This is a genomic window from Pseudomonas sp. P9_2 (assembly GCF_034008255.1).
Taxonomy (GTDB): domain Bacteria; phylum Pseudomonadota; class Gammaproteobacteria; order Pseudomonadales; family Pseudomonadaceae; genus Aquipseudomonas; species Aquipseudomonas synxantha_A.
This window is the reverse complement of record NZ_CP125376.1, coordinates 5584453-5607207: the sequence shown is the minus strand read 5'-3', so window position 1 is coordinate 5607207 and position 22755 is coordinate 5584453. Positions and strand designations below refer to the sequence as shown.

General features: G+C 59.4%; 24 protein-coding genes. 10 read left to right on the top strand and 14 right to left on the bottom strand.

Going from position 1 to position 22755, the window contains the following annotated elements:
* The first annotated feature begins 40 nt into the window (after positions 1-40).
* The gene (locus QMK52_RS24500; RefSeq protein WP_320403585.1) at positions 41-526 is read left to right on the top strand and encodes a nitroreductase family protein; all 486 of its coding nucleotides are present in this window, start codon (positions 41-43) and stop codon (positions 524-526) included.
* On the opposite strand, the gene QMK52_RS24495 is transcribed toward QMK52_RS24500, so the two are convergent.
* The 10 genes from QMK52_RS24495 to QMK52_RS24450 form a co-directional block, all read right to left on the bottom strand.
* Positions 523-1290, bottom strand: coding sequence for an SDR family oxidoreductase (locus QMK52_RS24495; RefSeq protein ID WP_320403584.1), 768 nt, complete (start codon positions 1288-1290; stop codon positions 523-525). The two genes, QMK52_RS24500 and QMK52_RS24495, sit on opposite strands and share 4 nt — an antisense overlap.
* Positions 1287-2906 carry an FAD-dependent monooxygenase gene (locus tag QMK52_RS24490; RefSeq protein ID WP_065944126.1) on the bottom strand — a complete coding sequence of 540 codons (1620 nt, stop codon included), beginning with the start codon at positions 2904-2906 and terminating at the stop codon, positions 1287-1289. Before QMK52_RS24490 ends, QMK52_RS24495 begins: the two co-directional genes overlap by 4 nt.
* A gap of 66 nt (positions 2907-2972) precedes the next feature.
* Entirely contained in the window at positions 2973-4079 is a 1107-nt protein-coding gene (locus QMK52_RS24485; RefSeq protein WP_122734344.1) for a carbon-nitrogen hydrolase family protein, read from the bottom strand.
* 62 nt (positions 4080-4141) lie between these two features.
* Positions 4142-5017, bottom strand: a complete 876-nt coding sequence (locus tag QMK52_RS24480; protein WP_122734346.1) for an amidohydrolase family protein — start codon at positions 5015-5017, stop codon at positions 4142-4144.
* A gap of 1 nt (position 5018) precedes the next feature.
* Positions 5019-5936, bottom strand: coding sequence for a VOC family protein (locus tag QMK52_RS24475; protein WP_164365964.1), 918 nt, complete (start codon positions 5934-5936; stop codon positions 5019-5021).
* Between the two features lie 11 nt (positions 5937-5947).
* Positions 5948-6844, bottom strand: coding sequence for a fumarylacetoacetate hydrolase family protein (locus tag QMK52_RS24470; protein WP_320403583.1), 897 nt, complete (start codon positions 6842-6844; stop codon positions 5948-5950).
* A 14-nt stretch (positions 6845-6858) separates the two neighbouring features.
* Positions 6859-7254 carry a RidA family protein gene (locus QMK52_RS24465; RefSeq protein WP_320403582.1) on the bottom strand — a complete coding sequence of 132 codons (396 nt, stop codon included), beginning with the start codon at positions 7252-7254 and terminating at the stop codon, positions 6859-6861.
* A 30-nt stretch (positions 7255-7284) separates the two neighbouring features.
* The gene (locus QMK52_RS24460; protein ID WP_065944120.1) at positions 7285-8331 is read right to left on the bottom strand and encodes an Ldh family oxidoreductase; all 1047 of its coding nucleotides are present in this window, start codon (positions 8329-8331) and stop codon (positions 7285-7287) included.
* 62 nt (positions 8332-8393) lie between these two features.
* On the bottom strand, positions 8394-8795 hold the full coding sequence (locus QMK52_RS24455) for a cupin domain-containing protein (protein ID WP_122734350.1): 402 nt from the start codon (positions 8793-8795) through the stop codon (positions 8394-8396).
* A 66-nt stretch (positions 8796-8861) separates the two neighbouring features.
* Positions 8862-9785: a PDR/VanB family oxidoreductase gene (locus QMK52_RS24450; protein ID WP_320403581.1), complete on the bottom strand. Its 924-nt coding sequence runs from the start codon at positions 9783-9785 to the stop codon at positions 8862-8864.
* A gap of 351 nt (positions 9786-10136) precedes the next feature.
* Between QMK52_RS24450 and QMK52_RS24445 the strand changes: the two genes are divergently transcribed.
* The 6 genes from QMK52_RS24445 (at position 10137) to QMK52_RS24420 (ending at position 14412) form a co-directional block, all read left to right on the top strand.
* Positions 10137-11486: an aromatic ring-hydroxylating dioxygenase subunit alpha gene (locus QMK52_RS24445; RefSeq protein ID WP_065944117.1), complete on the top strand. Its 1350-nt coding sequence runs from the start codon at positions 10137-10139 to the stop codon at positions 11484-11486.
* Positions 11476-12006: an aromatic-ring-hydroxylating dioxygenase subunit beta gene (locus QMK52_RS24440; protein WP_065944116.1), complete on the top strand. Its 531-nt coding sequence runs from the start codon at positions 11476-11478 to the stop codon at positions 12004-12006. The genes QMK52_RS24445 and QMK52_RS24440 overlap by 11 nt, the downstream gene beginning before the upstream one ends.
* The gene (locus tag QMK52_RS24435) at positions 12003-12815 is read left to right on the top strand and encodes an SDR family oxidoreductase (protein ID WP_065944115.1); all 813 of its coding nucleotides are present in this window, start codon (positions 12003-12005) and stop codon (positions 12813-12815) included. The genes QMK52_RS24440 and QMK52_RS24435 overlap by 4 nt, the downstream gene beginning before the upstream one ends.
* Positions 12816-12886: 71 nt before the next feature.
* The gene (locus QMK52_RS24430) at positions 12887-13105 is read left to right on the top strand and encodes a hypothetical protein (RefSeq protein WP_065944114.1); all 219 of its coding nucleotides are present in this window, start codon (positions 12887-12889) and stop codon (positions 13103-13105) included.
* A gap of 92 nt (positions 13106-13197) precedes the next feature.
* Positions 13198-13899 (top strand): DJ-1/PfpI family protein, encoded by a 702-nt coding sequence (locus tag QMK52_RS24425; protein ID WP_065944113.1) that lies wholly within the window; start codon positions 13198-13200, stop codon positions 13897-13899.
* A 72-nt stretch (positions 13900-13971) separates the two neighbouring features.
* On the top strand, positions 13972-14412 hold the full coding sequence (locus QMK52_RS24420; protein WP_122734357.1) for a RidA family protein: 441 nt from the start codon (positions 13972-13974) through the stop codon (positions 14410-14412).
* A 27-nt stretch (positions 14413-14439) separates the two neighbouring features.
* On the opposite strand, the gene QMK52_RS24415 is transcribed toward QMK52_RS24420, so the two are convergent.
* Positions 14440-15462: an AraC family transcriptional regulator gene (locus tag QMK52_RS24415; protein ID WP_122734359.1), complete on the bottom strand. Its 1023-nt coding sequence runs from the start codon at positions 15460-15462 to the stop codon at positions 14440-14442.
* 248 nt (positions 15463-15710) lie between these two features.
* Between QMK52_RS24415 and QMK52_RS24410 the strand changes: the two genes are divergently transcribed.
* Both QMK52_RS24410 and QMK52_RS24405 read left to right on the top strand, forming a co-directional pair.
* A complete protein-coding gene (locus tag QMK52_RS24410) occupies positions 15711-17327 on the top strand; it encodes a phytoene desaturase family protein (protein ID WP_206362141.1) in 1617 nt (538 codons plus the stop codon).
* A 53-nt stretch (positions 17328-17380) separates the two neighbouring features.
* Positions 17381-17974, top strand: a complete 594-nt coding sequence (locus tag QMK52_RS24405) for a cysteine hydrolase family protein (RefSeq protein ID WP_122734363.1) — start codon at positions 17381-17383, stop codon at positions 17972-17974.
* A gap of 46 nt (positions 17975-18020) precedes the next feature.
* Here QMK52_RS24405 and QMK52_RS24400 read toward each other — a convergent pair whose 3' ends face one another.
* From QMK52_RS24400 to QMK52_RS24390, 3 genes are all read right to left on the bottom strand, one after another.
* Positions 18021-20447 carry a heavy metal translocating P-type ATPase gene (locus QMK52_RS24400; protein ID WP_320403580.1) on the bottom strand — a complete coding sequence of 809 codons (2427 nt, stop codon included), beginning with the start codon at positions 20445-20447 and terminating at the stop codon, positions 18021-18023.
* Positions 20448-20894: 447 nt separating this feature from the next.
* Positions 20895-21323, bottom strand: coding sequence for a CopD family protein (locus QMK52_RS24395; protein ID WP_320403579.1), 429 nt, complete (start codon positions 21321-21323; stop codon positions 20895-20897).
* Complete coding sequence (locus QMK52_RS24390) at positions 21320-21673, bottom strand: DUF3817 domain-containing protein (protein ID WP_065944107.1); 354 nt, start codon at positions 21671-21673, stop codon at positions 21320-21322. The genes QMK52_RS24395 and QMK52_RS24390 overlap by 4 nt, the downstream gene beginning before the upstream one ends.
* Before the next feature lie 111 nt (positions 21674-21784).
* Between QMK52_RS24390 and QMK52_RS24385 the strand changes: the two genes are divergently transcribed.
* Positions 21785-22747, top strand: a complete 963-nt coding sequence (locus QMK52_RS24385; protein WP_320403578.1) for a GlxA family transcriptional regulator — start codon at positions 21785-21787, stop codon at positions 22745-22747.
* Positions 22748-22755: the final 8 nt, after the last annotated feature.

Below are 22755 nucleotides of genomic sequence, written 5' to 3'. Positions count from 1 at the left end.
CCTCCCTGTCAGCGGCCAGAAATTAGTAGAGCTTTCTCAGGTGCTTCACGCGAAAAACACGGCTGGCGAATTCACCCCGGACTTTTCGTTTGATATGGACGCCTTCTACGGCACCTATGGCGATCGCAAGAACGCACAGGGTAAAGCCTATTATGAGGCGATGAACATCATGCGCGAAGACGAGGAGGGACGCCGTCAGGCAACAGCCTTGAATTTCTCCTTTTTCAACGCGCCCCAGGCTGTTTTTCTATTCATGCCGGTTTTTGGCGACAGTGTGCGAACAGCAGGTGATGTGGGTATGTACGCGCAGACCTTCCTCCTCTCGCTTGCCGCCCGAGGGTTAGGGGGGATTCCACAAACCTCGCTTGGTTTCTTCGCGCAGACGATCAGAGAGGTCCTGGGTATTTCCGAAGAAATGAAAATGCTCTTTGGAATGTCGTTTGGTTACCCGGATGCGAATGTTCCAGGCAACCGAACGCAGGTCGACCGTGTGCCCATAGCCGAAAGCGTTACCTTTCATTCCTAAGCAGTCGTATTTTTCTGATGGGGTTGAGGTTGAAACTGTGATCGAGGGATCAGACGCCGCTCGATCACATTGCCCGATATCGTCAACGCCGCCTCCGAGAGCAGATGCATCAGGGTAGGCACCACTTCTTGTGGCGAGGAAATGCCAAGCGAGCGTTCATACATGGCCAGTTCTTCCTCACTGGCAGAGTTCAGGAATACCGGTGTGGCAACCAGGCCCGGTGACACTGCATTGATGCGCACACCATGCTCGCGCAGCTCGTGTGCGGCGCTTTTGACCAGGCCAATGATGCCGGCCTTCGTCGTAGCATAGGCGCTCGCTCCCGGCCAGCCGTTGCTGGCAAGGCCTGAGGTAAAGGCGATGATGGAGCCGGACTGCTGTTGTTTCATCACCGGAAACACCGCACGCAGGAAATAGAAGATGCCGGAAAGATTCACGTCCAGATGGCGTTGCCACTCGGCATCCGACAGCGCCTCGATGGTGGTCCGGGTCTGGATCGCGCTGGTCAGCACCACCCCGTCCAGACGCCCGGTGCGTGCAACGATAGCCTCCACTGTCGTTTGTACAGCCTGGGCATTTGCGATATCCAGTACGTGCACCGACAATCCATCGGCACGTAACGGTTGCAGGCCCTTTTCGTCAATGTCCACGGCCTCCACCGTGGCCCCCGCATCACGGCAGGCCAAAGCGGTGGCACGCCCGATCCCGGAGGCGGCGCCCGCGACGATGATGGTATGGCCTCTGAAGTCGTAGTTGACCTTCATACCTGTTGTCCTTCTGTGGCGATGTCAGGTGACATACCCGTGATCGACGTATAGAGCGACGCGGCAAGGTGCAGGCCTTGCGCATTATCGAGCGCAACGATGGCAGCGATATGCTCGTCGGGACGCACCAGCACCAGGGTGTCGGATGAAATGCCGAGCCTTTCGAGAAAGGCGTTTCCCGGGTCGAGCAGGCTGCGGTTGCGCAGCCCGGAGTCGTGGGGCGCGTCATAGCGGGACACGGCAAAGTGCTGCAGCACCGCCGAGCCGTTTTCCGGAACGACAGGACGGCGCCGCACGTCGCTGAAGTACAACGCAGTGAACCGGCCGGAACACAGGTCATGAACCCGCACTTGCTTACCGTCGGGGGTATGCACCAGATAGTCCGGCAGGCGGTCGCCGGGGCCTACGGCAGGGCGGGTGGAGCGGGTCACCATCGACCATTCATTGGTCCCGGCCACGTCCAGTTTTACGCCGAGCATCGTGCGGGTGTAGGCATTGCTCCAGTTATTGTCCGACATGGCTACCCGCGCGTCGCCGCGCATGGACATTGAATAGCGTGCTGCTTCCGCCATTTCGCCCGAGCCATGGATAGCGAGGGGGCGTTGTTCCCGCTCATAGCCGTCGAGGATCTGTTCGCTCGCCCAGCCCTTCAAGAACCACGCCAGCCGCCAAGGCAGGTTGGAGGCATCCAGTGCGCCCGTATTGAGCCCCAAGGCCCACATGGGAGTAATGAGGTGAGCGGCGTCACCCATCAGAAACACTCGCCCGTTTCGCCAGCGCGTCGCGACACGATGATGTACGCGATACGTCACCCGGTTAAGCACCTTGACGTTGCTCACCTGGCCGATAAACGACAGCGATTTATCACGCAGCTCGTCCTCGCTCGGTTCTTCCACGCCTTCGGCCAGCGGGTAGAGGAACCGCCAGCAGTGCGGGTGGCGGACCAGGATCATCCATTCCTCGGGGTCGGCGAAATAAGCCAGGTAAGGATAGTTGCGCGGATTTTCCAGGTCGAGGTCGACCACCAGGTCGATCAGGGCATATTTGACCGGCAGCGAGGTGCCTTCCACGGCGATGCCCAGCCGCTCACGGACTGTGCTGCGGCCACCATCGCAGGCCAGGACGAATGCGGCCTGCTCCTCAATGATGCCATCTGGCGTCTGTATGCGCAGGCGAACACTGTCCTGGTCCTGCTCAAAGTCGAGCAGTTTATGCTGCATTTTGATCTGGATCAGACCGGTGCGACCGAGCGCCGCGCCCAGAATCGGTTCCAGATCCTGTTGCGGCAAATTGATCACGAACGGGTAACGGGTTTCCAGGGACAGCGCATCGAGGAGTACAGGGAATGTCGATTTTTGGGTGCGCTTGTCGATCTCACCGATTTCATCGACTCGCAGGGCTTGGCGCAATACATCGTCGGCAACACCGTAGCGTCGGAAAACCTCGAGTGTGCGGGTCAGCAGGGTGCCTGCCTTGGTGTCCGACGATAAGGTCGCGTCATCTTCGTAGATGACGCAGGGAATACCGTAGTACGCCAGGCCGAGTGCTGTGGTCAGGCCAATCGGGCCCGCCCCGATGATGGCGACGGGCAGTGGGTGGGGGAGCGCTGTTTGCATTTTATAGTCCTTTTACGCGAGGGCTTTAGAGCGTGCCTGAAGGGGTGCAGCGCTTGAAAAGTGCCCTCAAGAATCAGCAACGACTGCCTCTTCGATAGCGGCGACACTCACCTCATGTCGGTCGGCAATGCGGTTCAGCTCGCCGGGTGAAATGGACTCGAGCGCCCGCTTTGACCACAGATTCGAACCGGGGCTGAGGCGTGGATGCACATTCAAGGTGAAGATGTCCGACCGCGAATAGTGGCCGACGGTATCGATCACAGCCTTGGCCACCTTGATGAAACGCGCCTCGCAAACGGCGTAGACAATAGTGTCGCCAGGCGTGGGCGGTGTCACGGGAACGCCCACTGGCGCATAGATTGCGCTGCCACCCTGGGCATAATCGATGTTCAGGCTGTCGCGCAGCGCGAAGTCGTCGGGAAAGTCGTTTTGTGTGATGTAGCCGCAAGAGCCCAGCACAAAAGCACCTGATTCGGAGGCATGGTTGCTGCAACTGGCGTAACCCCAGAAACTGCGGGCCTCGGCATCGAACTCTTCGAGCTTGGGCCCGGTGTGCAACGTGAACGCTCCCGGAAAGACCGACACGTGGAAGTCTTCGCCTTGGGAGATGAGGTGGGCACGGGCCAGTGTCATCAGGTTTTCGCCGCAGATCAGGCCACTGATGCGGCCGTAGTCAGTCTCGAGGCAAAGCAGGTCACTGCCATCGCCGCGGCCCCAGATGGTGCGCTCGGCGAAGGTCGGCATGATCTTGCGGTGCCGTCCGAGTATCTGGCCGTGGTTATCGATGTACAGCAGGCTGTTGTAGGTGGTGTGTATCGCCGGATGAGCGTCCATTTCATTGCAGCCGATCACCACGACCGCATTCGCGCGGGCGGCGGCGGCGCACAGTTGGGCGCATTCCTCATCATTGATGATCAAGGCGTTATCGAAGAACTTGGCCCGTACATCCGCCCAGTCCTCCAGACGTGACTCCCAGCCTTCGCCCCAGTAAGGGTAACCGGCAATCCAGGCTTCGCTGAACACGATGATCTGGGCGCCCTGGCTTGCGGCCTCGGCAATCTTCAGGCACGCCTTGTCGATGGTGCGATCACGATCGAGGAAGACCGGAGCGGTCTGAACGATGGCGACTTTTACTTGAGCATGACCATTCAGTACTTTTTTTGTAGGTTTCATCAGACATTACTCACTTTCACGGTTTTAGAGTCGGGATACGAAACATACTTGCGCTGCACCGCTCAGGTGTCGGCCAACCCCATCGGGAACGGCCAGTCCGAGCCATACACCACGTGTTGCTGCCCAAAGACCTGGCCTGCAAGCGTCAGCAGGCCGGGATGGTGGGCAATATTGTCGACATAAAAGCGCTTGGCACTCTGCAGTGGCCGTTCGATTGCTGTATCAACTCCAGGGCGTTGAGTATCGAAGCCTCGCTCCATGCGTCCGACCAGGGAGGGGAGGGTGCCCCCCGCATGGGCCAGGCAGAAGCGTATGTCCGGATAGCGTGCGGGTACGCCCGCCATCATCAGGTGCGCGGCGGCGACGCCGGTTTCCATTGGGTTGCCGATCAGGTTCTCAAGGTAAAACGCTGTGAGACGTGGGTCCTGGCAACAGCCTGGATGCAGAAAGACGAACGCTTTGCAGTCATCGAGCCATTGCCACAGCACGTCATACTCTTTGCGCGAGTAAACGATCTCGGCATGGCCGCCGGCTGCCAGGGCAATACCCTCGAAACCGCCTGTTTCATAGCCCTCGCACAACGTATTCAGTAGGTCCGGGTGTTCAAGGGGCAGGTAGTAAAGCGCTCCCAACCGGCCTTCGCTGCGTTCGGTAATCTTCAGCAATTCGTCATTCAGATAGCGGGTCCAGACGAGTGCTTGGTCAGCGGGCAGGTGCTGGCGATACAGGGGCGGTGGAATCGATACGAGCGCCCGGCTTATCTGATGATTGTCCATGCGCGCGATCAACCGCTCGGCATGAAACAGGTCGCGTATCCCGATGCGGTGACCATCGAGGGTCAAGGCTTCGCTGTCCGGGTCCCAGGTTACGCCCGGGATCGCCTCGAGCGCCTGTGCATTGATGGGGGCAAGGTGTGTGTGAACGTCGAGTTCGATCATCCTAGTCTCCGGCTTCCAGGTTGGCGTTCATTTCTTTGCTCCAGAACTCGGGCGCCCACTCGGGCCAGATATACGGAAGGCCGTTCCAGTCCCGTGTTTCCCAGGACTCGCTGATCTTGTCCATGTCGCTGTAGTACTCCACCCAACTGCCCCATGGGTCGCGGATGTAATAGAACAGGTTGGAGGCCAGGGCATGACGGCCAAGGCCAAAGCCCTCCTTGTACCCGGCCTTTTGCATTTGCAAGGCGCCAAAGCCGATGGCGTCCACGGAGTCCACCTGGAAGCTGCTGTGCTGAAAGCCACGATGGGTGCTTGGAATCAACCCGAAGCAGTGGTGATCGCGGATGCCGGTGCCGGCTGAAAGGAAGGTCACTTTGCCCGGCACCCGATCCGCGATGCGCATGCCCAGAACATCCAGGAAAAACCCTTCGACCCGATCATAGTCATGGGTGAACATGAGCATATGCCCCAGGCGGTTTGGCTTGGTTTCGCGCTCTAGCTCCTGCCAGTAGTGTCGATCGACGCGTGGCTCAAAGGTCAGCGGCGGCAGTTCGAGCACGGGTGGCTTGGTTTCCACCGGAACCAGGTTGATCCAGGTGCCCCAGTGATCCTGGAACCACAACCCTTCGCGAATCGCACCGAACGGTGGTGTCGTTACAGGTATTCCCGAGGCCTCCAGGTGCTCGGCGAAGCGCACCGTGTCGATATCGCGAATGGCGAACGAGAGGTGGTGGAGCTTCTTTTGTGCGCCTTTGAGAAGAACGATATCGGCGGGGCCAGTGTGTTTGGAGCGCAGTTGTCGGGTTGCTCCCAGGCGCTGCGACTCAAGCCCAAAAGCCGAGTAGAACGCATCGGCCACCTCGAGATCAGGAACCTCCAGGCCGTAGCCCGCCAGATATTCAACGCGTAGTTTTTGCATGCTGGGCTCCATCACGCGGTATAGGTCGAAAGATCGGTTGCGCGAAGGGTGTTGCGCAGCTCACCCAGGCCGTTGGCACGGGTGACGATCCGGTCGCCGGCTTTCAGGAAAACCGGCGGGGTGCGGGCATTGCCGATGCCGCTGGGGGTGCCGGTCAGGAGGATATCGCCGGCATATAGGGTCAGCCCCAGGGACAACTCGGCAATCAGCTCCTCGATAGGAAAGGCCATGTCGCTGACCTTGGCTTTCTGCATGAGCTTGCCGTTGAGCTCGAACTCGATGCCGACGTCGTTGATCGCGATGTCATCGCGTAGGGTTATCCAGGGCCCCAGGGGCATGGTGGCGTCGAGACTCTTGCCTCTGAACCACTGCCCGCCATGGCGGCGTTGCAGATCGCGTTGCGAGATGTCATTGGCCAGGCAGTAACCAAAGATATGTTCGTGCGCCCGTTCCTTGGGGATGCTGCGCCCGGTCTTGCCAATCACCACAACGATCTCGGCTTCGTAGTCCCACTTTTGCGAGAGCCTGGCATCGAGGGCTACGTCGTCATCGGGGCTAATAGTGACGGTGGGGGCTTTGGTGAAGAAGGTCGGTGCATCGGGTTTGGGCACATCCTGGCCTTCGCGTTTGCCCTCACTTTCGTAAAAGTGGTCCCAGTAGTTCCAGCCGGTGCACAGTACATCGCGGCTGAAGCGCTGGATCGGTGCCAGGACCTTGACGTCGGTCAGGTTGAACTGCTCGGCCTCGCCAACCAGGGCCGAGGAGCGCACCATTTCCAGGATGGTCTGGCCCCCGGCGATGATATCAACGAGGTCACCGTAATACGCAGGGACCAGGGTGCCGCCGTGCTCATTCAACAGGCACGCTACGCGCACTCTGCCGTCTATTTGAATGGTTCCAAGCTTCACGGTCGTATCCTTTTTTATTCAGGCAGAACAGCGATGGCGCTGATCTCGATCAGGTACTCGGGGCTGACCATCTTGGCCACTTCTACCATCGTGGATGCAGGTACCGGGGAGACAAAGAACTCACGGCGCACACGGTGAATCACGTCAAAGTGCTCGATGTTGCGCACATAAACATCAACGCGGCAGATGTTTTCCAGAGAGCCGCCGGCGGCTTCACAGGCGGCCTTGAGGTTTTCGCAGACCTGGCGGGTTTGCAGGCCGATATTGCCGATCCCGGTAATGCTGCCGTCGGCGGCACGCGCCGTCATACCGGAGATGAACAGCAACTTGCCCTGGGCCTGGCACATCGTGGCCTGGGAGAAGTGACCGTTGGGTTTGGCCAGTTTTTCAGAGGTGATCTGGGTTTTCATGGGAGTGCTCGCTGGTGACATAAAAAAGTGTTAGAGGCGTAGGTCACTGTTGGCCGCCTTGGCCAGTGCATTGAGTTCATCGATCAAGGTGGCATGCAGGACGCAATTGCCGGCTATCCGTTGGCGGTTGGCACGTTCCAGGTCGCCGGGCGCATAGATCGTTTCGGTGCCCGATGCCCGACGCGAATCGCGGATCGACTGGGAGAACTGCGCAACCTGGAGGCCAATCCCGCTACCGCCGGCGATGCGGCTGGCATCGATGGCGATGAAGGCGTGGGAGCAGTTGTAGGGCTGGCTCGTGTCGCCGTACAACGGGCGCACAGCGGCACCGACTCCTCCACCCGAGAGTGCGCCGCAGAGCAGGTCGACGGCCACCGCCAGACCGAAACCCTTGGGGCCTGCGGCCGGTAACAGCATGCCGTTGATGGCATCGCTGGCGCTGGTGGTCGCCCGGCCTTCAGCGTCAGTGGCCCAGCCTTCGGGAATGCTTTTGCCTTGGGCCTGGGCGATGCGGATCTTTCCCATGGCGGTGGCGCTCATCGCCATGTCCACCACCAGCTGGTCGCCCGTGGCGCTCGGGAAGGCAATGGCCATGGGGTTGTTACCTACCAGCGCCTGGGCGCCACCGGGTGCGGGCATCAAAGGGCGAGTGTTGGAAAATGAGAAGCCGACCATGCCCGCATGGGCGAACTTTTTCGACCAATAGGCGGCGGTGCCGAAGTGGAACGCGTCACGCACGGTCACAATTGATATCCCGTGTTGCTGCGCGCGTTCGATGGCGAGCTTGACGGCCACCTCCGAAGAGAGTTGGCCGAGGGTGTTGGCTGCCGTCATGATTACCATTGCGCCGTGGTCCTCCACGATGGAGGGTTGCCCGTCGACGTTGATGCTGCCGGCTTTGATACGTTGGACGTACATCGGCACGAGGGAAACCCCGTGGGAAGGGATGCCTTCCAGGTCCGCACTGACCAACGATTGGGCCGTGCAGGTGGCATCGTCTGCGGCGAGGCCCAGCGACTCAAAGATGGCCCCGATCAGGCGGGTCAGGTGTTCGGCGGGTACGGTTTTTCCGGTCATGTTTGTCCTTTGTTCTTCTTGTGTGGGCATCAAATGCGTGCGCTCACACGCCACGCCTGCGGTCAATGGGCATCTCGTTCGTCTGTGTACCAATCGGGTTTTTGCGGGTAGTGCGGGCCGTCATAAATTTCAACGACGATGGTTTCTTCATGTGCGTAGGTGGGGCCATGCACGTTGCCCTTGGGGTTGCAGTAGAAAGAGCCCGTTACCAGCGTGACGCCGGTTGAGGTGTATTCGTACTTGCCCGACAGACAAAACATTGATTGGTTGGAGGCGTGCATATGTGGCTGCGGAATGCCTGTGCCTTTGTCGAACTTGATCAGTGCGATGGAGGCGCCTGTCTGCTCATCGCGAAACAACATCTTTTCATGCACGCCTTTCAGTGATTTTTCACGCCAGGGGAGGGTGGCGGTCTGAAGGAGTATCTCGGCGAGGTTGGTCACGGGAAATTCTGGCTGGGTCATTTTTAGTGGCTCCGCATGAAGCGTTTTAAACAGTCAGTGAATGGGTCTGTACGGTCGTGTGCCCGCTTATAAATCGAGCACCAGAACGGCAGACCGGCTGCGCGAAACACAGGGGTACATGAGGTTGTTGGCCACCCGTTCGCGCTCTGTAAGCACGTAATCGCGATGGTCGATTTCGCCCTGGAGAACGGTCGTCGCACACACGCCGCATTCCCCGCGTTTGCAATCGAACAAGGGGTCACAGCCTTGCTCGATCAGGACGTCGAGAATGCTTTTGTCGGCCGGGATATGGAGCCTGCGGTCGCTGCCGGCCAGGACCACATCGAAGGCACTGTCGCCGGGTGTCGTGGCCGGGGGGGCGAAGAGTTCAAAGTTGAGTTTGTCGCGGGCCCAATCGCGTCGTTGGGCCTCGGCGAGCATGGCGTCGAGCAAAGGTGCAGGCCCGCATATATGGATGTCGTCGTCACTGTCGAACTGGTCGAACAAAGCGCGGATATCCATCGGTGCCCCAACCTCTGCATCGGTATGCACGAACAGCCGGTCGCCCAGCAAAGCGTGCAATTGATCGATCAAGGCCATACACGCCCGATCACGGCCGGCATACACCATCTTGACTTCACGCCCGTGGAACTTGCAGGCGGCCGCCATGGTGGCCAGCGGGGTCACGCCGATTCCGCCAGCGACCAGAAATACGCGCTTGCCGGCCATGCGCAGGGGAAAGTCGTTGCGCGGCTCGGTAATTTCGATGATGTCGCCGACGTTCAGGGCCTGATGCATGAAGCGCGAGCCACCACGGCCCTGCTCGTCGAGGCGGACGGCGATGAGGTAGCACTGCGGTGCGCCAGTCGAACCATTCCCGTATTCCAGTTCTATCAACGAGTACTGACGCCAGTCCTGGCAGTCTTGCAGTTGTACCGAAACGCCGATATGCGCGCCGGGTGTGAAGGCCGGCAACGGCTGGTCAGGATCATGAGACTCAAGCCTGAGCATTCGGACCCCGCTTGCCGGAGTGCTTGCTTCGGCTATTCGCACACGCAACGTTTGTTCGTTTTTTATCGCTTGCATGATCGAACCCTTGTTTCTGGTGGCCGCGCTTGTTTGCGCAGGGCAAGGTTGATCAAAGTCTAGGTAGCCAGCAGCGCGACGAATATCCGCAAACCGCAATCTGGCAGGACGTATCTATCCGTTTCTGGCACAGCCTGGAACCTGCTCCTTGTGCTGCGCGAAATACGGATAGTGCCTTGCGATTCCTGGCTATTTGATCGTCAAGGGCGACGGCAAAATCGTAGCTCGCAGTGTTTAAGCGGTGTTTCGATCAGCCAATAAGAAGAGGTTCACTCCATGATTAGCACGGATGAATTGAGGCAGCTTGTGCGTCCGGACGGCGTTCATAAACGCGTCTATACCGACCCCGAGATATTTGCCCTGGAAATGCAGAGGATCTACGGCCAGGCCTGGATTTATGTGGGTCATGAAAGCCAGGTGCCCAAGACCGGCGACTACCACACCACCCAGCTTGGCGACCAGAAAGTCATCATGGTGCGGGTCAACGACCAGAAGATCAGCGTGCTCTATAACCGCTGCCCACATCGTGGAGCGAACCTGGTTGCTGATGGTGCGGGTTGCGTCGGCAAGTTTTTCCGTTGTTCCTATCACGCCTGGACGTTCAAGCTCGATGGCTCACTGCTGACCACCCCCATGCGCGCGGGCTTGGAGGGCACTTCCTTCGACCCGTCGAGCCCCGAGGTTTCTATGGTCCCGGTGGCACAGGTCGACAACTATCGAGGATTCGTCTTTGCCAAGCAGAGCGTGGGTGGCCCGGGCCTGGTCGAGTTCCTGGGCGGCGCGGCGAGTTCGATCGACAACCTTTGCGACCGTTCGCCTGTTGGCAAGGTCGAGGTGGCAGGCGGCGTGTTCCGAGTGATGCAGTTGTCGAACTGGAAGATGTTCTACGAAAACCTGCATGACACGATGCATGGACCGGTTACCCACGAGTCCTCGGTGATCGCCGCGCGCGAGCAGGCTGAGGAAATCGGTGAGATGCCGTTCGAGCTGTTGATTCAGGACGGTAACGGCGAGCCGTACAGCTTCTGGGAAAAACTCGAGTTGCGTGCCTATCACTATGGTCATGGCTACATGGAAGGCATTTTCGATCCCGCTGCGGCGACGCGTGATGAAGTTTCACGTCGGCATTTCGCTTGCCTGAGCGATGCCTATGGTGAAGAGCGGGCGCGTGAAATCCTGGGAATGAGCCGGCATAACACGATCATTTATGGCAGTGGCTCCCCCCACAATGTGTTCCAGCAGTTTCGCGTCATTCGCCCGGTATCGGTGGACAGGACTCTGGTCGAGATCCAGGTTTTCCGTTGTGTGGGCGCACCGCCGGAAGTGTTCGACCGGGCACTCACGTACGCCAATGTGGTGAACTCGCCGTCTTCGAACGTTATGCCGGACGATGTCGAGGTGTATCGCCGCTGCCAGGTCGGTAACACGACAGCGGGTGGCGATTGGATCAGCCAGCATCGTTATGCGGGGACGGATGTGGTCTTGCCCGATGGCGCCGTCTCGATCAATGGCACCAGTGAACTGCCGATGCGCAACCAGTTCGCTGCCTGGCGGCAATACATGGAAAGTGAGCCGTTGACACCACACAAAGAACAACAGCGACTGGAGGTGCATTGTGTTGAATGATGGCTTTCTCGATATCTCGATCGAACCCATACACCCCACGTCGCCGGACGCACAACTGACCTTCCAGGTGGAGCAGTTTCTGTTTCGCGAAGCGTCGTTGCTTGATGAACGAGCGTTCGATGGCTGGCTGGCCCTCTGGGCCGAAAACGGTCGCTACTGGGTGCCGCGAGCCCCCGACCAGGCGAGTCCTCACGAGCACATTTCAATTTTCTGGGAAAACGCCATGCTGCGTGAGACGCGCGTGCGGCGTCTGCTGAACGAGCGCAACTGGTCGCAACAGCCGCCGACAAGAACCAGCCGCGTGGTGAGTAATGTCTGTGTGCTGGGACGTGATGCTCAAGAGCGTCTGATCGTGAGTTCCCGCCTGCATGTCAGCGAATACCGGCTCGATTTGAGGTATTTATCCGGGCGCGTGGTACACAAGCTGGTTGAGTCGCCCGAAGGTTTCAAGATCGCACTCAAACGGGTCGACCTGGTCAATTGCGACAGCGTCTTCAGCAACATCGAGGTGTTCCCGTGAGCGCTGGTGGCGCCGGCGCAAAAGGCCCTCTGGCGGGCAAGGTGGCGATTGTCACCGGCGCTGCGCAGGGGGTGGGCCTGGATATCGCCAAAGTGTTGCTTGGGCAGGGCGCGAAGGTCGTGTTGACCGACATTCGCCTGAACGACGACGTGCTTAGGCTGCTGGGTAAAGCATGCCTGTTCGTTGCAACCGACGTGCAGATTGACGAGCAGATCGATACCTGCATCGCACGCACGCTTGAGCGTTTTGGTGCGGTGGATGTACTGGTGAACTGTGCAGGTATCTATCTCGATCAGGGGCTTGATTCATCGAGGCAGGATTGGCACCGCACGTTAGGGGTGAACCTGGTTTCCGCTGCGATTTTTGCCCAGCGGGCTGCGGTCGTCATGGGGCGGGGCTCCGTCATTGTCAATATGGGCAGTACGGGGGGGAAGTTCGGTACATCGGGCCGCGCCGTCTACCCCGCCTCCAAAGCCGGCCTGTTGCAGATCACGAAAAACATCGCCGTCACCCTCGCGCCAAAAGGCATACGTTGTCTCAGTATTTCTCCCGCCTGGACGTGGTCGCCATCGTTGGCTGAACACAGCGCAGGCTCCATTGATAGGGCAGATGAGGTTGGCGCACGGCTTCACCCGCTCGGCCGGGTCGGCAGGGGCGAGGAGGTGGGGGCGGCGGTCGCATTTGCCTGTTCTGACGCGGCCTCCTGGATCACCGGGGCGGACATACCCGTCGACGGTGGTTTCAGTTGCCTGGGGCCGGACCAGGGGCACTCGCCGCGTGCCTGGTTTTCCATGTCACGCCAGGAGTAGCGCCGAACGTTCGGAGCCACTTGTACCTGTTTATGAATACCTTCTTGAAAACCGTAAAAGGAAACGTGTCTATGAACGTTATTCTGAAAGAATCGCTTATTGCAGGTTTGATCGGCGGGATCATTTCAGCCGTCATATCTTTTTTGGTGAACCAGAGTTCACCGCTGCCTCTCTCTTCCCTTGAGCACTCAATAGGACATGGCATTACCGGACTGATCAGTGGTTTGATCAGCGCCTTTATGGGCGTGTTCATGATCCTGCGTAAAGTAAGCAAATCGACGACCAAGTAAGTCCCTTGCGGATCATCCATGTGCCAAAGGACCGGCGATGTTACCTATTGGATCGATGGCGAAAGACATCCAACCTAAAGGAAAGCTGGCCTATGAATACCAAGTTAAAGATCGCAATGCTGTGCTATCCAGATATGACATTGCTGGACTTGCTGGGACCGGAAACGGTATTCAGCAAGTTTGCCGACATCTATCTCGTCTGGAAGACACTGGAGCCCGTACAAACCGACACAAACCTGTTGATCAACCCCAATTGCACACTGGCCGACTGCCCCAGCGATCTCGATATAGTGTTTGTACCGGGGGGGCCGGGTACCGGTCGCATGATGCGGGACGCCGAGATACTGTCTTTCATCCGGGAAAAAGGCCATTCCAGCCGCTACATCACATCGGTGTGTACAGGTTCACTGATCCTGGCCGCAGCCGGACTTCTGACGGGCGTCAAGGCGACGACTCATTGGTCAGCGCGTAATGAGCTTGGCAGGCTGGGTGCAATAGTGGTCAAGGAACGTATCGTCTTTGACGGTAATCGGATCACGGGCGGCGGGATTACCTCGGGTATCGATTTCGGCCTGAAGGTCGTGGCGACGTTGATTGGCGAAGATGTTGCCAAGGCCATGACGCTGTTTCTTGAATACGATCCAGCACCACCTTTTACAACGGGTACACCGGAGCAGGCTGGCGACGAAATACTCTCCATACTGCTGCCCCATCTCGCGCCAATCACGGATGGGATTACTGGCGCGACGAATGAAGTATGCCGTAGAAACGAGCGACTGCTCCACGCCATCTGAATACGAGTGCGAGCAAGCATCAAGTGCTTTATTTGGCTCAGATCCCCTATTAAGTAGTACGGAGTGAACACCATGAAAGACAACGAGCAAGGCCTGTTTACCCAGGCGCCTGCGCTGACACTGACGAACCCTTTGGGGCTGTACGATCCGAGCGGCAACGGTTATTCCCACGTGGCGCAAATTGCTGCTGGCACGCGGCTGGTGTTTATCTCCGGCCAGGGGGGTGAGAACGTCAACCTTGAGTTGGCCGATGATTTCTCGATTCAAGTGGAGCAAGCGTTGGCAAACCTGCAAATTGCCTTGGCTTCTGCAGGCGCGCAAGTCAACCAGGTGGCCAAGCTGACTGTACTGATCGTTGACCACAGCCATGAGCGCTTGGGGATTTTCGGCAATGCGCTGAATCAGGTCTGGGGCGCAGCGACAAAACCCACCTGTACCTTGATCCCGGTACCGCGCCTGGCACTCGACGGTATGTTATTCGAGATCGAAGCTATCGCCGTCGTTCCCGCCTGACAAGTTCCGGCTTATTTCGTAGCCAACCTAAGGCATTGTGCATTTGTGCAATGCCGACGTGGCGCTTGGCAATTCGCCAAACCTATCCTTGTAGTACGCTGAAAACCTGCCCAGATGCCCGAAACCAACCGCCAGCGCGATGTCGGTAATGCTGTTGGGCGAGTGGGCCAGGATTTTGCGGCGGGCTTCTTCCAGGCGTATATCGCGTAGCCAGGCCATGGGGCCTACGCCGAACTCCTGCTTGCAGAAGGTGTGCAGTGAGCGTGAACTGATTCCGGCCGCGCGAGCCAGGTCCTCCAGTGAGATGGGTGCCCACAAATGCGCAAGGCTGTACTGGCGTGCGGCGTCGAGTGCCGAGCGCTTCGTTGACGGGGGCTGTAACGCATGGCTGACCGGCGTGTCAGGCTGTTTGTGTATGTGGGTTAAAAGGAGCAGGGCCAACCCGATTTCCAGATACTCCAGCCAGGCGGGGTGGCAGTGGCCGAAACCCTCGCTATGCCCAGGGTTTATCTGGTCGACCAACGACTGAACAAGGCTGCACCATTGCGCAGCCACGTGACTGTCCAGAAGTACCACGGGGGCCAGATCCTCTCCCTCGTTCAGATCCGTAAGCGGTGTATAAAGCCGTGAGGCAGCCGTTTTGGCAAAGGCCGACGGCACCCGCAGAATGAGCTGCTCGCAGTTTTCGCTCCAGCGAAAACTGATTTCACGTCGCGGTGCAAGGACGGCGACCTGGCCAGGGCCTATAGAGGTGATCTCTCCGTCACTTTTGATGACGGAGCGTCCCCGCAAGGGCACCTGTACCAGAATGAAACCATCGAACGGATCGGGCCGGATCTCAACGGCCGGTCCATAGCGAAGAATCATCAGCCTCAGATGCCGGGTATCGATGCTGTACAGCGCCGAGTCCACTTCGCCAGGCCCCCAGCTCATCACGTGATTGTTGAGTGCCTGGCGCAGGTGCGCCTGAAAGTCCGCCGCACTGCGCGACTCAAAGACCAGGTTGCTGTACATGCGGGATAAATCGAGTGTCTGGAAGGAGCTGTTCATCGGTGACTCTCACGGCAGTAAGAGAAGATGTTTGATTTTTTTATAAATGTCACATCGAAAAAATCTGGTGTTATCGACGTTTCAAAGCGTGAAAAATATTGCCAGATCAAGGTGTGTCTCTGGGCTCATCGGATAGTACGAACTTTCTGAGCGCAATGTCCAACCCGAAAATATTGCTACCGCCGCAAACGGCAAACTTGCCAAAAATGGACAGCCCTGATGCGGGAAATGGATAGTGCGCGTGCGCAATGAAACCCCATGCTGCTGCCATGAAAATAAACCAATCCCAAAAATACGACGTCATTATCGTCGGCAGTGGCATCAACTCCTTAGTGTGCGCGGCGATGCTTGCCAGAGCCGGACGCTCGGTGTTGGTACTGGAGCGCGAGACGGTTTTTGGCGGGTGTATCCGCAGTGATGAACTCACGCTGCCAGGGTTCGTGCATGACACCCTGGCCATGGCGTTCCCACTGTTCGTGTCCGGGCCTGCTTATGTTGCGTTGGGTGACGCCTTACGCGCAGAGGGCTTGGTGTTCTGCACCAGTGTGGCCTCCACCGGTGTGCTCTTGCCTGATGGTTCCCACACATGGTTATCGACTTCGCGTATTGAAAATCTCGCGCGGTTCGAGCGTCTGGCTGTGGGAGACGGTGCGGCCTTCGCCAGAGCCATGGAGGGGCTGCAACGCCACGAAAAGTTTATCTTCCCTTTATTGGGCAATGAGCTGTGGCGGGCGTCCACCGCCTGTGCGCTGTCGCTGCAGGTGCTCAAAAGAGGTATGCATTCTACGAGCGATTTTTTGGGTGAGTCGATGATGTCGTGCCGGCACTGGCTCGATGGCGCGGTGAAAAGCCCGGCGCTGCGTGCGCTGCTTGCGCCCTGGACGCTGCACGCCGGGCTGGGGCCCGACAGTGCGATGTCGTCGCTGATGACCAAAGTCATTTCATCGATGCTTGAAAACGTTGGATTACCCCTGGTGCGTGGTGGCAGCAAGGGCCTGGTTGACGCCTTGGTAGCGGTGATCCGCAAGGCCGGCGGGCATCTTCAGCAGGAGGCCGATGTTCGGCGTGTATTGGTCCGCAAGGGAAGGGCGTACGGCGTGCAATTGGCTGACGGTCGAAAAATCGAGGCCGGTGATATCGTCTGTAGCGTGACGCCGACACAGCTTTATGGGCAACTGCTTGAGCCGGATCATGTGCCGAGGCAAGTGCTGGAGCAAAGCCGGTCCTACCGTTACGGAAAGGGCAACATGCAGATCCATCTGGCGCTCTCCGAGCCGCTCAAATGGCCCGTGGCGGAGCTCGATTCGGTGACTTACATTCATCTGTGTGATGGGCCGGACTCGATCTCGCGCGCCATCAACGAAGCAGACAGAGGGTTACTGCCGGCAGAACCCACCATTTGCATTGCCCAACCTACGATCCACGACCCCTCGCGCGCGCCCGCCGGGCGGGCCACCCTGTGGATTCAACTGCCCGCGTGCCCGCGTATCGTTCGTGGCGATGCAGCAGGCCAGATACAGGTGCCGGCTGATGGGCGCTGGACCGAAAGCCTGAAAGAAGCCTATGCAGACCGGGTGCTGGCACAGATTGCCCGGCAGTTGCCCGGCATCCGCACAAGCGTGTTGGCGCGCCATGTTCTCTCTCCCGCCGACCTCGAGGGGCTCAACGTCAATCTGGTCGGTGGCGATCCGTATGGAGGCTCATGCGAGATGGACCAGTCGATGCTGTGGCGGCCGTTGCGCGCCACGCGTAATCACACGACCTGCGTGGCCCATCTCTGGCATATCGGTGCCTCGACCCATCCGGGGCCTGGTGTGGGTGGCTTGTCGGGCTTACATGTCGCGCAAGCGCTCGGTGCTGGCTGACCCCTCAGTCGTATTGCCTCGCTCTTAATGATCCCCGATAAGGAATGAATGACATGACTGTTCGTACCGCCGTGCTTGCCTTGCATTACCAGAACGAAGTGCTTCACCCCAAGGGGCGTATCCGCGTGGGGCTGGCCGAGAATGATCCGATGCGCGATCAAGTGATCGAAGCAGCCGGGCGGCTGCTGGCGGGCGCTCGCGAAAAGCAACTGCCGATCCTGCACGTACGCATTGCTTTTCGCCCCGATTACGCGGACTGCCCCAGGAACACACCGATATTCCGCAAGACCGTGGAGCTGGGCGCGGTACGCAACGGAGAGTGGGGGGCAGAGTTCATGGCGTCGCTGGCGCCGCAGCCGAGCGAGCGTGAGTTCGTGATGACGCACACGCGTATCAGCGCGTTCAAGGGCACCGCCGTCGAGCAGACGCTACGTATGTTAGGGGTGGAGCACCTGATCGTTGCGGGCGTGGCCACGCATTCGGTGGTCGAGAATACGGTGCGCGAAGCTGCAGACCTGGGCTATGCCATCACGGTGGCCGCCGATGCCTGTGCGGCGGCGGCGCCGCAGGTGCATCAAGCCGCGCTGTCCGCCATGGCGCTGATCGCTGATATCTCGACGGTGGCGGGCGCGCTACAGGCTGAGTGAGACTCGGCACCCTAAGCAGGGCAGGGAGGCTCGCTCCATGCCCTTTTCATGGGGGTGAGGTGGAGTTTTGGCGCGGCATCCGGGTCAGGCGCAAGGCGTTGAGTACCACCGTCAACGAGCTGATGGACATGCCGATTGCGGCCCAAATGGGCGTGATCCAACCCAGGGCGGCGAACGGCAGCATGAGGCCGTTATACAGCGCCCCCCACAGCAGGTTCTCAATGATGATCCGACGTGTGCGCCGTGCCAGGCTGAAGGCTTGCACCAACGCATCCAGGCGGTTGGACAGCAGCACCGCGTCGGCGCTGGTTTTGGCCAAGTCGGTGGCCGAGCCCATGGCCACGCTGATATCCGCAGCGGCCAGCACCGGGACATCGTTGACCCCGTCGCCGAGCATCAGCACTTTACGGCCTTGGCGATGCAATTGTTGCAGCACTTGCAGCTTGTCATTCGGGCTCAGGCCGCCGCGGGCCTCGTCAATACCCAGTTCGGTGGCGACGCTGGCAACCATTGGCGAGCTGTCGCCCGACAGCAGCAGTGTGGTCCAGCCACGCGCCTTGCAGGCGGCAAGCAGCGCGGGGGCGTCGCTGCGCAGGTGGTCGTCGAGGACCAACCAGGCCAGCGGCCCTTGGCTATCGCCCAGCAGCAGCCATTGGCCGGCTTCATTCGGCATCGGCGGAACTGCACAGGCGCTCAGGTCACACACGAAGGCTGGCTGGCCGATGCGCAGGTGTTGCTCGCCCACCCGGCCCTCCAGACCCAACCCAGGTATGTTCAGCACGTGTTCGGCAGCCAGCGACGCACGGCCGAAGGCTCGGGCTATCGGGTGTTCGGAGCGGTTCTCCAGCGCGGCGGCCAGGCTCAGGCATTGCTGACTGTCGAGATCGCCCAAGGGGTGAATCGCACGCAAGGTCAAGCGGCCCTCGGTGAGTGTGCCGGTCTTGTCGAAAATCACCGTGTCGATCTGATTCAAGCCTTCGAGTACGTGGCCGCGAGTCAGCAGCAGGCCGAGTTTGTGCAGGGTGCCGGTGGCGGCGGTCAATGCGGTCGGTGTAGCCAGGGACAGCGCACAGGGGCAGGTGGCGACGAGCATTGCCAGGACGATCCAGAACGCTCGTGAGGCGTCCAGTTGCCACCAGAGCAAGCCAATGGCTGCCGCAGCGATCAGCGAGAACAGCAGGAACCATTGGGCGGCGCGGTCGGCGATTTCGGCCAGGCGTGGTTTTTCGGTCTGGGCTCGCTCCAGCAGGTGGACGATCGCGGACAGGCGAGTGTCCTGGCCCAGGGCCAGGACTTGCAAGGTCAGCGTGCCATCGACGTTGAGGGTGCCGGCGGTAACCACGTCACCCGGGCTGCGCGGTTGCGGCAGGTATTCGCCGGTGAGCAGGGATTCATCGATGCTTGACTGGCCTTCGAGGATCTTGCCGTCCGCCGGCAGGATGGCGCCGGGATGCACCAGTACCTTATCGCCCAGGCGCAGTTCGCTGAGCAGGATGCGTTGGCTCTGGCCGTCGGCGTCCAGGCGCAGGCACGAGGCCGGCAGCAAATTCACCAGGCGCGCGGTGGCGGCTGCGGTACGCTCGCGGGCTCGACGTTCCAGGTAGCGTCCGGCGAGCAAGAACAAGGCGAACATGCCCACGGCATCGAAGTACAACTCGCCGACTCCGGTAATCGCGGTCCAGATCCCGGCGATATAGGCGATGCCTATCGCCAGGGACACCGAGACGTCCATGGTCAGGTGGCGGGTGCGCAGGTCACGCAGGGCGCCTTTGAAGAATGGCGCGCAGCTGTAGAAGACGATGGGTGTGGTGAGAAACAACGCTACCCAGCGCAAGATGGTGTGCAACTCGGGGCTCAAATCCAAATTGAATTCCGGCCAGGTCGCCATGGTTGCCATCATTGCCTGGAACCATAGCAGCCCGGCAACACCCAACTGACGCAGGGCCAGGCGATTTTCGCTGGCCAGTTGTTCGGACGCATGATCGGCCTGATAGGGGTACGCGGCGTAGCCGATCTGTCTGATCTCGTTAAGCACCTGGCTCAGGGGTAGCTGCTGGTCATCCCAACGCACGCTCAGGCGATGGTTGGACAAGTTCAATCGTGCTTCAGCCACCGCCGGCAGAGCGCGCAGGTGTTTTTCGATGAGCCAGCCGCAGGCCGCGCAGTTGATACCTTCGATCATCAGGAGGGTTGTGGCCAGCTCACCCTCATGCTGGACGAAGTGTTGCTGTACATCTACCCGGTCGTATAGCACTTGCTCATCCGGCAACTGCTTTGGCAACGTTTCGGGGTTGGTCGAGGCTTCACTGCGGTGGCCGTAGTAACCCTCCAGATTATTGGCAGCAATGGCTTGGGCCACGGCCTGACAACTCGCGCAGCAGAACTCGCGGGTTGTGTCCAGGACGACGGCGGTATAGGGGCTGCCGGCAGGCACGGGCAGGGTGCAGTGGTAGCAAGGAAGTGGCGTGCTCATCACGGTCTCCTGTCCTCGTACGGATCGCATCACTGCCAAACCAGCGGCATCTCTCTGCTGCGCGTTGAGGGACGGTGCTTCACCATGGATGGAGTTCACCCATACCAGCAGCAAGTCCCCCGGTAAGGCTGCTTGGAAAACGCTGGCGGGGCGAACGCTGTAACGCTAAGAGAGAAATGGGCCAGGTTGAGTAGGGAATTCCCCTGCTCATCGCCGGCTGTTGATTCGACTCTTGGCGATACCGGGATGGGGTTGTCGCGTCAGTGAAACTGACAAGGCTTCCTATGATCTCCAACAGTGAGGTTAGAGGTATAAAAAAGCCGCTTCGCGAAGGTGATCACATCGATGCGAGCGGCTAGCGAGATAACTCAAAGGAGGAAACGTGAAAGTACGTGGGTGATGAGTCTTTCTATGTAGGAAATTTCCTAGGGCTTTTATCGCGGTTATCTAAAACGGCTTGTTGACGACGAGGAAAACGATCGCTGCGGCTACGAACATCAGGCTTGGCATTATCAGCACCAAACGCGCGGGTGGGGCGTCCGTTGGGTGTTCCATCCGCCGTCGCAGGAAGCCGCCCAACCCTGCGTGCAATACGCTCAAGCTCAGCACGCCTGCCAATTTGAGCGATAGCCAGGTGGCGCCGATCCAACCACCTTGTGCAGCGAGGGTCAGGCCGCTCAGCCAGGTGAGCAGCATCGCGGGCACGGTAATGTGCTGGCACCAGCGCCGCAGCGTGCGTAACCGTGATAGTTCAAGCGGCAAGACCGGGCCAGGCAGGTCGCGCCCCGCGAGCAACAACAGCACAAACATGAACAGCCCACTTATCCAGAACAAAACGGCGCATAGATGCACTGACTTGATCAGCAGGTAGGTCATGCGCCATTGCTCTGCTCAAGTTTGGGCTGTTCGGGCGATTGCTTATTGCGCCGCCATAGAAACCGGGCTGCAAAAAAGCCACCGAGCGGAATAAAGGCCAATGCAAGGGCGCCCAGCAGTTTGGTGGGTTTCCATTTTTCGCTGGCGGCGACGCTGATCGCCAGCCAGCAGTAAGTCAAGAATGCCAAGCCATGCAATGGACCGACGACTTGCACTGCAGCCGGGTACCCAAAGAAATGTTTGAGCGGCACGGCGACGGTCAGCAGGATGAGCAAGCTGCTGCCTTCTACGCAGGCGGCATATCGCAATGGCCGTAGCGAATCAGAGGAGCGGACAGGTAAATCGGTCATCGGGATGGGTATCTATGAAGGGTAGACGGTCGAGTATGGCGACCTTGCAGTGCCAAGCCAATTGGCTAAAATGCCAATTACCGAAGGATTCGAGCCAAATCGGACAGCCAAATGTCAATTCACGTTGCTGCGCATAAAATCGCTGTGCTTGCTTTCGATGGCGTGGTGCCGTTCGACCTGACCATACCGCTTGAAACGTTCGGGCGTGCGCGCCGCGAGACTGGCGAGCTGGTCTATGAGGTGTTGGTCTGCGGCCCCACGCGAATGATCAAGTCTGCGCACTTTGACATGCGCGTGAGGTGGGGGTTGAGCGAACTGGCCAATGTCGACACGATCATTGTGCCCGGCGCGTTGGATTTCACCGCACCTCTGCCAAAAAAACTGCTGGATGCCTTGAGTGACGCCGCGGCGGCGGGCACTCGGGTGGCCTCGATCTGTACGGGGGCGTTCATCCTGGCGGAATGCGGGTTGCTGGATGGCTTGCGGGTCACCACGCATTGGTCCGCAGCGCTGATGCTGGCCAACCGATATCCACCTGTCACCGTCGACCCCAACGTTCTGTTTATCGATAACGGCCAGGTACTGACCTCTGCCGGTGCATCCGCTGGCCTGGATTTATGCCTGCACATGATCCGGCGCGACCATGGCGCTCAGATTGCGGCTGATGTGGCGCGCCATGCGGTCATGCCGTTGGAACGTGCCGGGGGGCAGGCCCAGTTCATCGTTCACCAGCCTCCCGAATCAACCGGGATGCTGCAACACCTGCAAGCGTGGGTTGAGCAGCATCTGGACCAGCCTTTGACGCTTGAGCAACTGGCGGGCAGGGCGTCGGTCAGTACCCGAACGCTGAGCCGCCGCTTCCGCGAACAACTGGGCGTTACCCCGCTGCAGTGGCTACTACAGGCGCGGGTGCGACGGGCGCAATACATCCTGGAAACCACGAATTTGTCCGTGGAGCAGGTGGCATTGCGCACCGGGTTTGGCTCCTCGACGTCGTTGCGAGAGCATTTCCGACGGCTGCTGGGCACAAGCCCGGTTGCTTATCGGAACGCCTTTTCAAGCGCTCGGCCGTGATAGCCCGG

What these genes read in the sequence shown, in the direction of transcription:
- QMK52_RS24495 (WP_320403584.1), bottom strand. Translation starts at nt 1,290, where the DNA reads ATGAAGGTCAACTACGACTTCAGAGGCCATACCATCATCGTCGCGGGC.
- QMK52_RS24490 (WP_065944126.1), bottom strand. Translation starts at nt 2,906, where the DNA reads ATGCAAACAGCGCTCCCCCACCCACTGCCCGTCGCCATCATCGGGGCG.
- QMK52_RS24485 (WP_122734344.1), bottom strand. Translation starts at nt 4,079, where the DNA reads ATGAAACCTACAAAAAAAGTACTGAATGGTCATGCTCAAGTAAAAGTC.
- QMK52_RS24480 (WP_122734346.1), bottom strand. Translation starts at nt 5,017, where the DNA reads ATGATCGAACTCGACGTTCACACACACCTTGCCCCCATCAATGCACAG.
- QMK52_RS24475 (WP_164365964.1), bottom strand. Translation starts at nt 5,936, where the DNA reads ATGCAAAAACTACGCGTTGAATATCTGGCGGGCTACGGCCTGGAGGTT.
- QMK52_RS24465 (WP_320403582.1), bottom strand. Translation starts at nt 7,254, where the DNA reads ATGAAAACCCAGATCACCTCTGAAAAACTGGCCAAACCCAACGGTCAC.
- QMK52_RS24460 (WP_065944120.1), bottom strand. Translation starts at nt 8,331, where the DNA reads ATGACCGGAAAAACCGTACCCGCCGAACACCTGACCCGCCTGATCGGG.
- QMK52_RS24455 (WP_122734350.1), bottom strand. Translation starts at nt 8,795, where the DNA reads ATGACCCAGCCAGAATTTCCCGTGACCAACCTCGCCGAGATACTCCTT.
- QMK52_RS24450 (WP_320403581.1), bottom strand. Translation starts at nt 9,785, where the DNA reads ATGCTCAGGCTTGAGTCTCATGATCCTGACCAGCCGTTGCCGGCCTTC.
- QMK52_RS24445 (WP_065944117.1), top strand. Translation starts at nt 10,137, where the DNA reads ATGATTAGCACGGATGAATTGAGGCAGCTTGTGCGTCCGGACGGCGTT.
- QMK52_RS24430 (WP_065944114.1), top strand. Translation starts at nt 12,887, where the DNA reads ATGAACGTTATTCTGAAAGAATCGCTTATTGCAGGTTTGATCGGCGGG.
- QMK52_RS24425 (WP_065944113.1), top strand. Translation starts at nt 13,198, where the DNA reads ATGAATACCAAGTTAAAGATCGCAATGCTGTGCTATCCAGATATGACA.
- QMK52_RS24420 (WP_122734357.1), top strand. Translation starts at nt 13,972, where the DNA reads ATGAAAGACAACGAGCAAGGCCTGTTTACCCAGGCGCCTGCGCTGACA.
- QMK52_RS24415 (WP_122734359.1), bottom strand. Translation starts at nt 15,462, where the DNA reads ATGAACAGCTCCTTCCAGACACTCGATTTATCCCGCATGTACAGCAAC.
- QMK52_RS24410 (WP_206362141.1), top strand. Translation starts at nt 15,711, where the DNA reads ATGAAACCCCATGCTGCTGCCATGAAAATAAACCAATCCCAAAAATAC.
- QMK52_RS24405 (WP_122734363.1), top strand. Translation starts at nt 17,381, where the DNA reads ATGACTGTTCGTACCGCCGTGCTTGCCTTGCATTACCAGAACGAAGTG.
- QMK52_RS24400 (WP_320403580.1), bottom strand. Translation starts at nt 20,447, where the DNA reads ATGAGCACGCCACTTCCTTGCTACCACTGCACCCTGCCCGTGCCTGCC.
- QMK52_RS24395 (WP_320403579.1), bottom strand. Translation starts at nt 21,323, where the DNA reads ATGACCTACCTGCTGATCAAGTCAGTGCATCTATGCGCCGTTTTGTTC.
- QMK52_RS24390 (WP_065944107.1), bottom strand. Translation starts at nt 21,673, where the DNA reads ATGACCGATTTACCTGTCCGCTCCTCTGATTCGCTACGGCCATTGCGA.
- QMK52_RS24385 (WP_320403578.1), top strand. Translation starts at nt 21,785, where the DNA reads ATGTCAATTCACGTTGCTGCGCATAAAATCGCTGTGCTTGCTTTCGAT.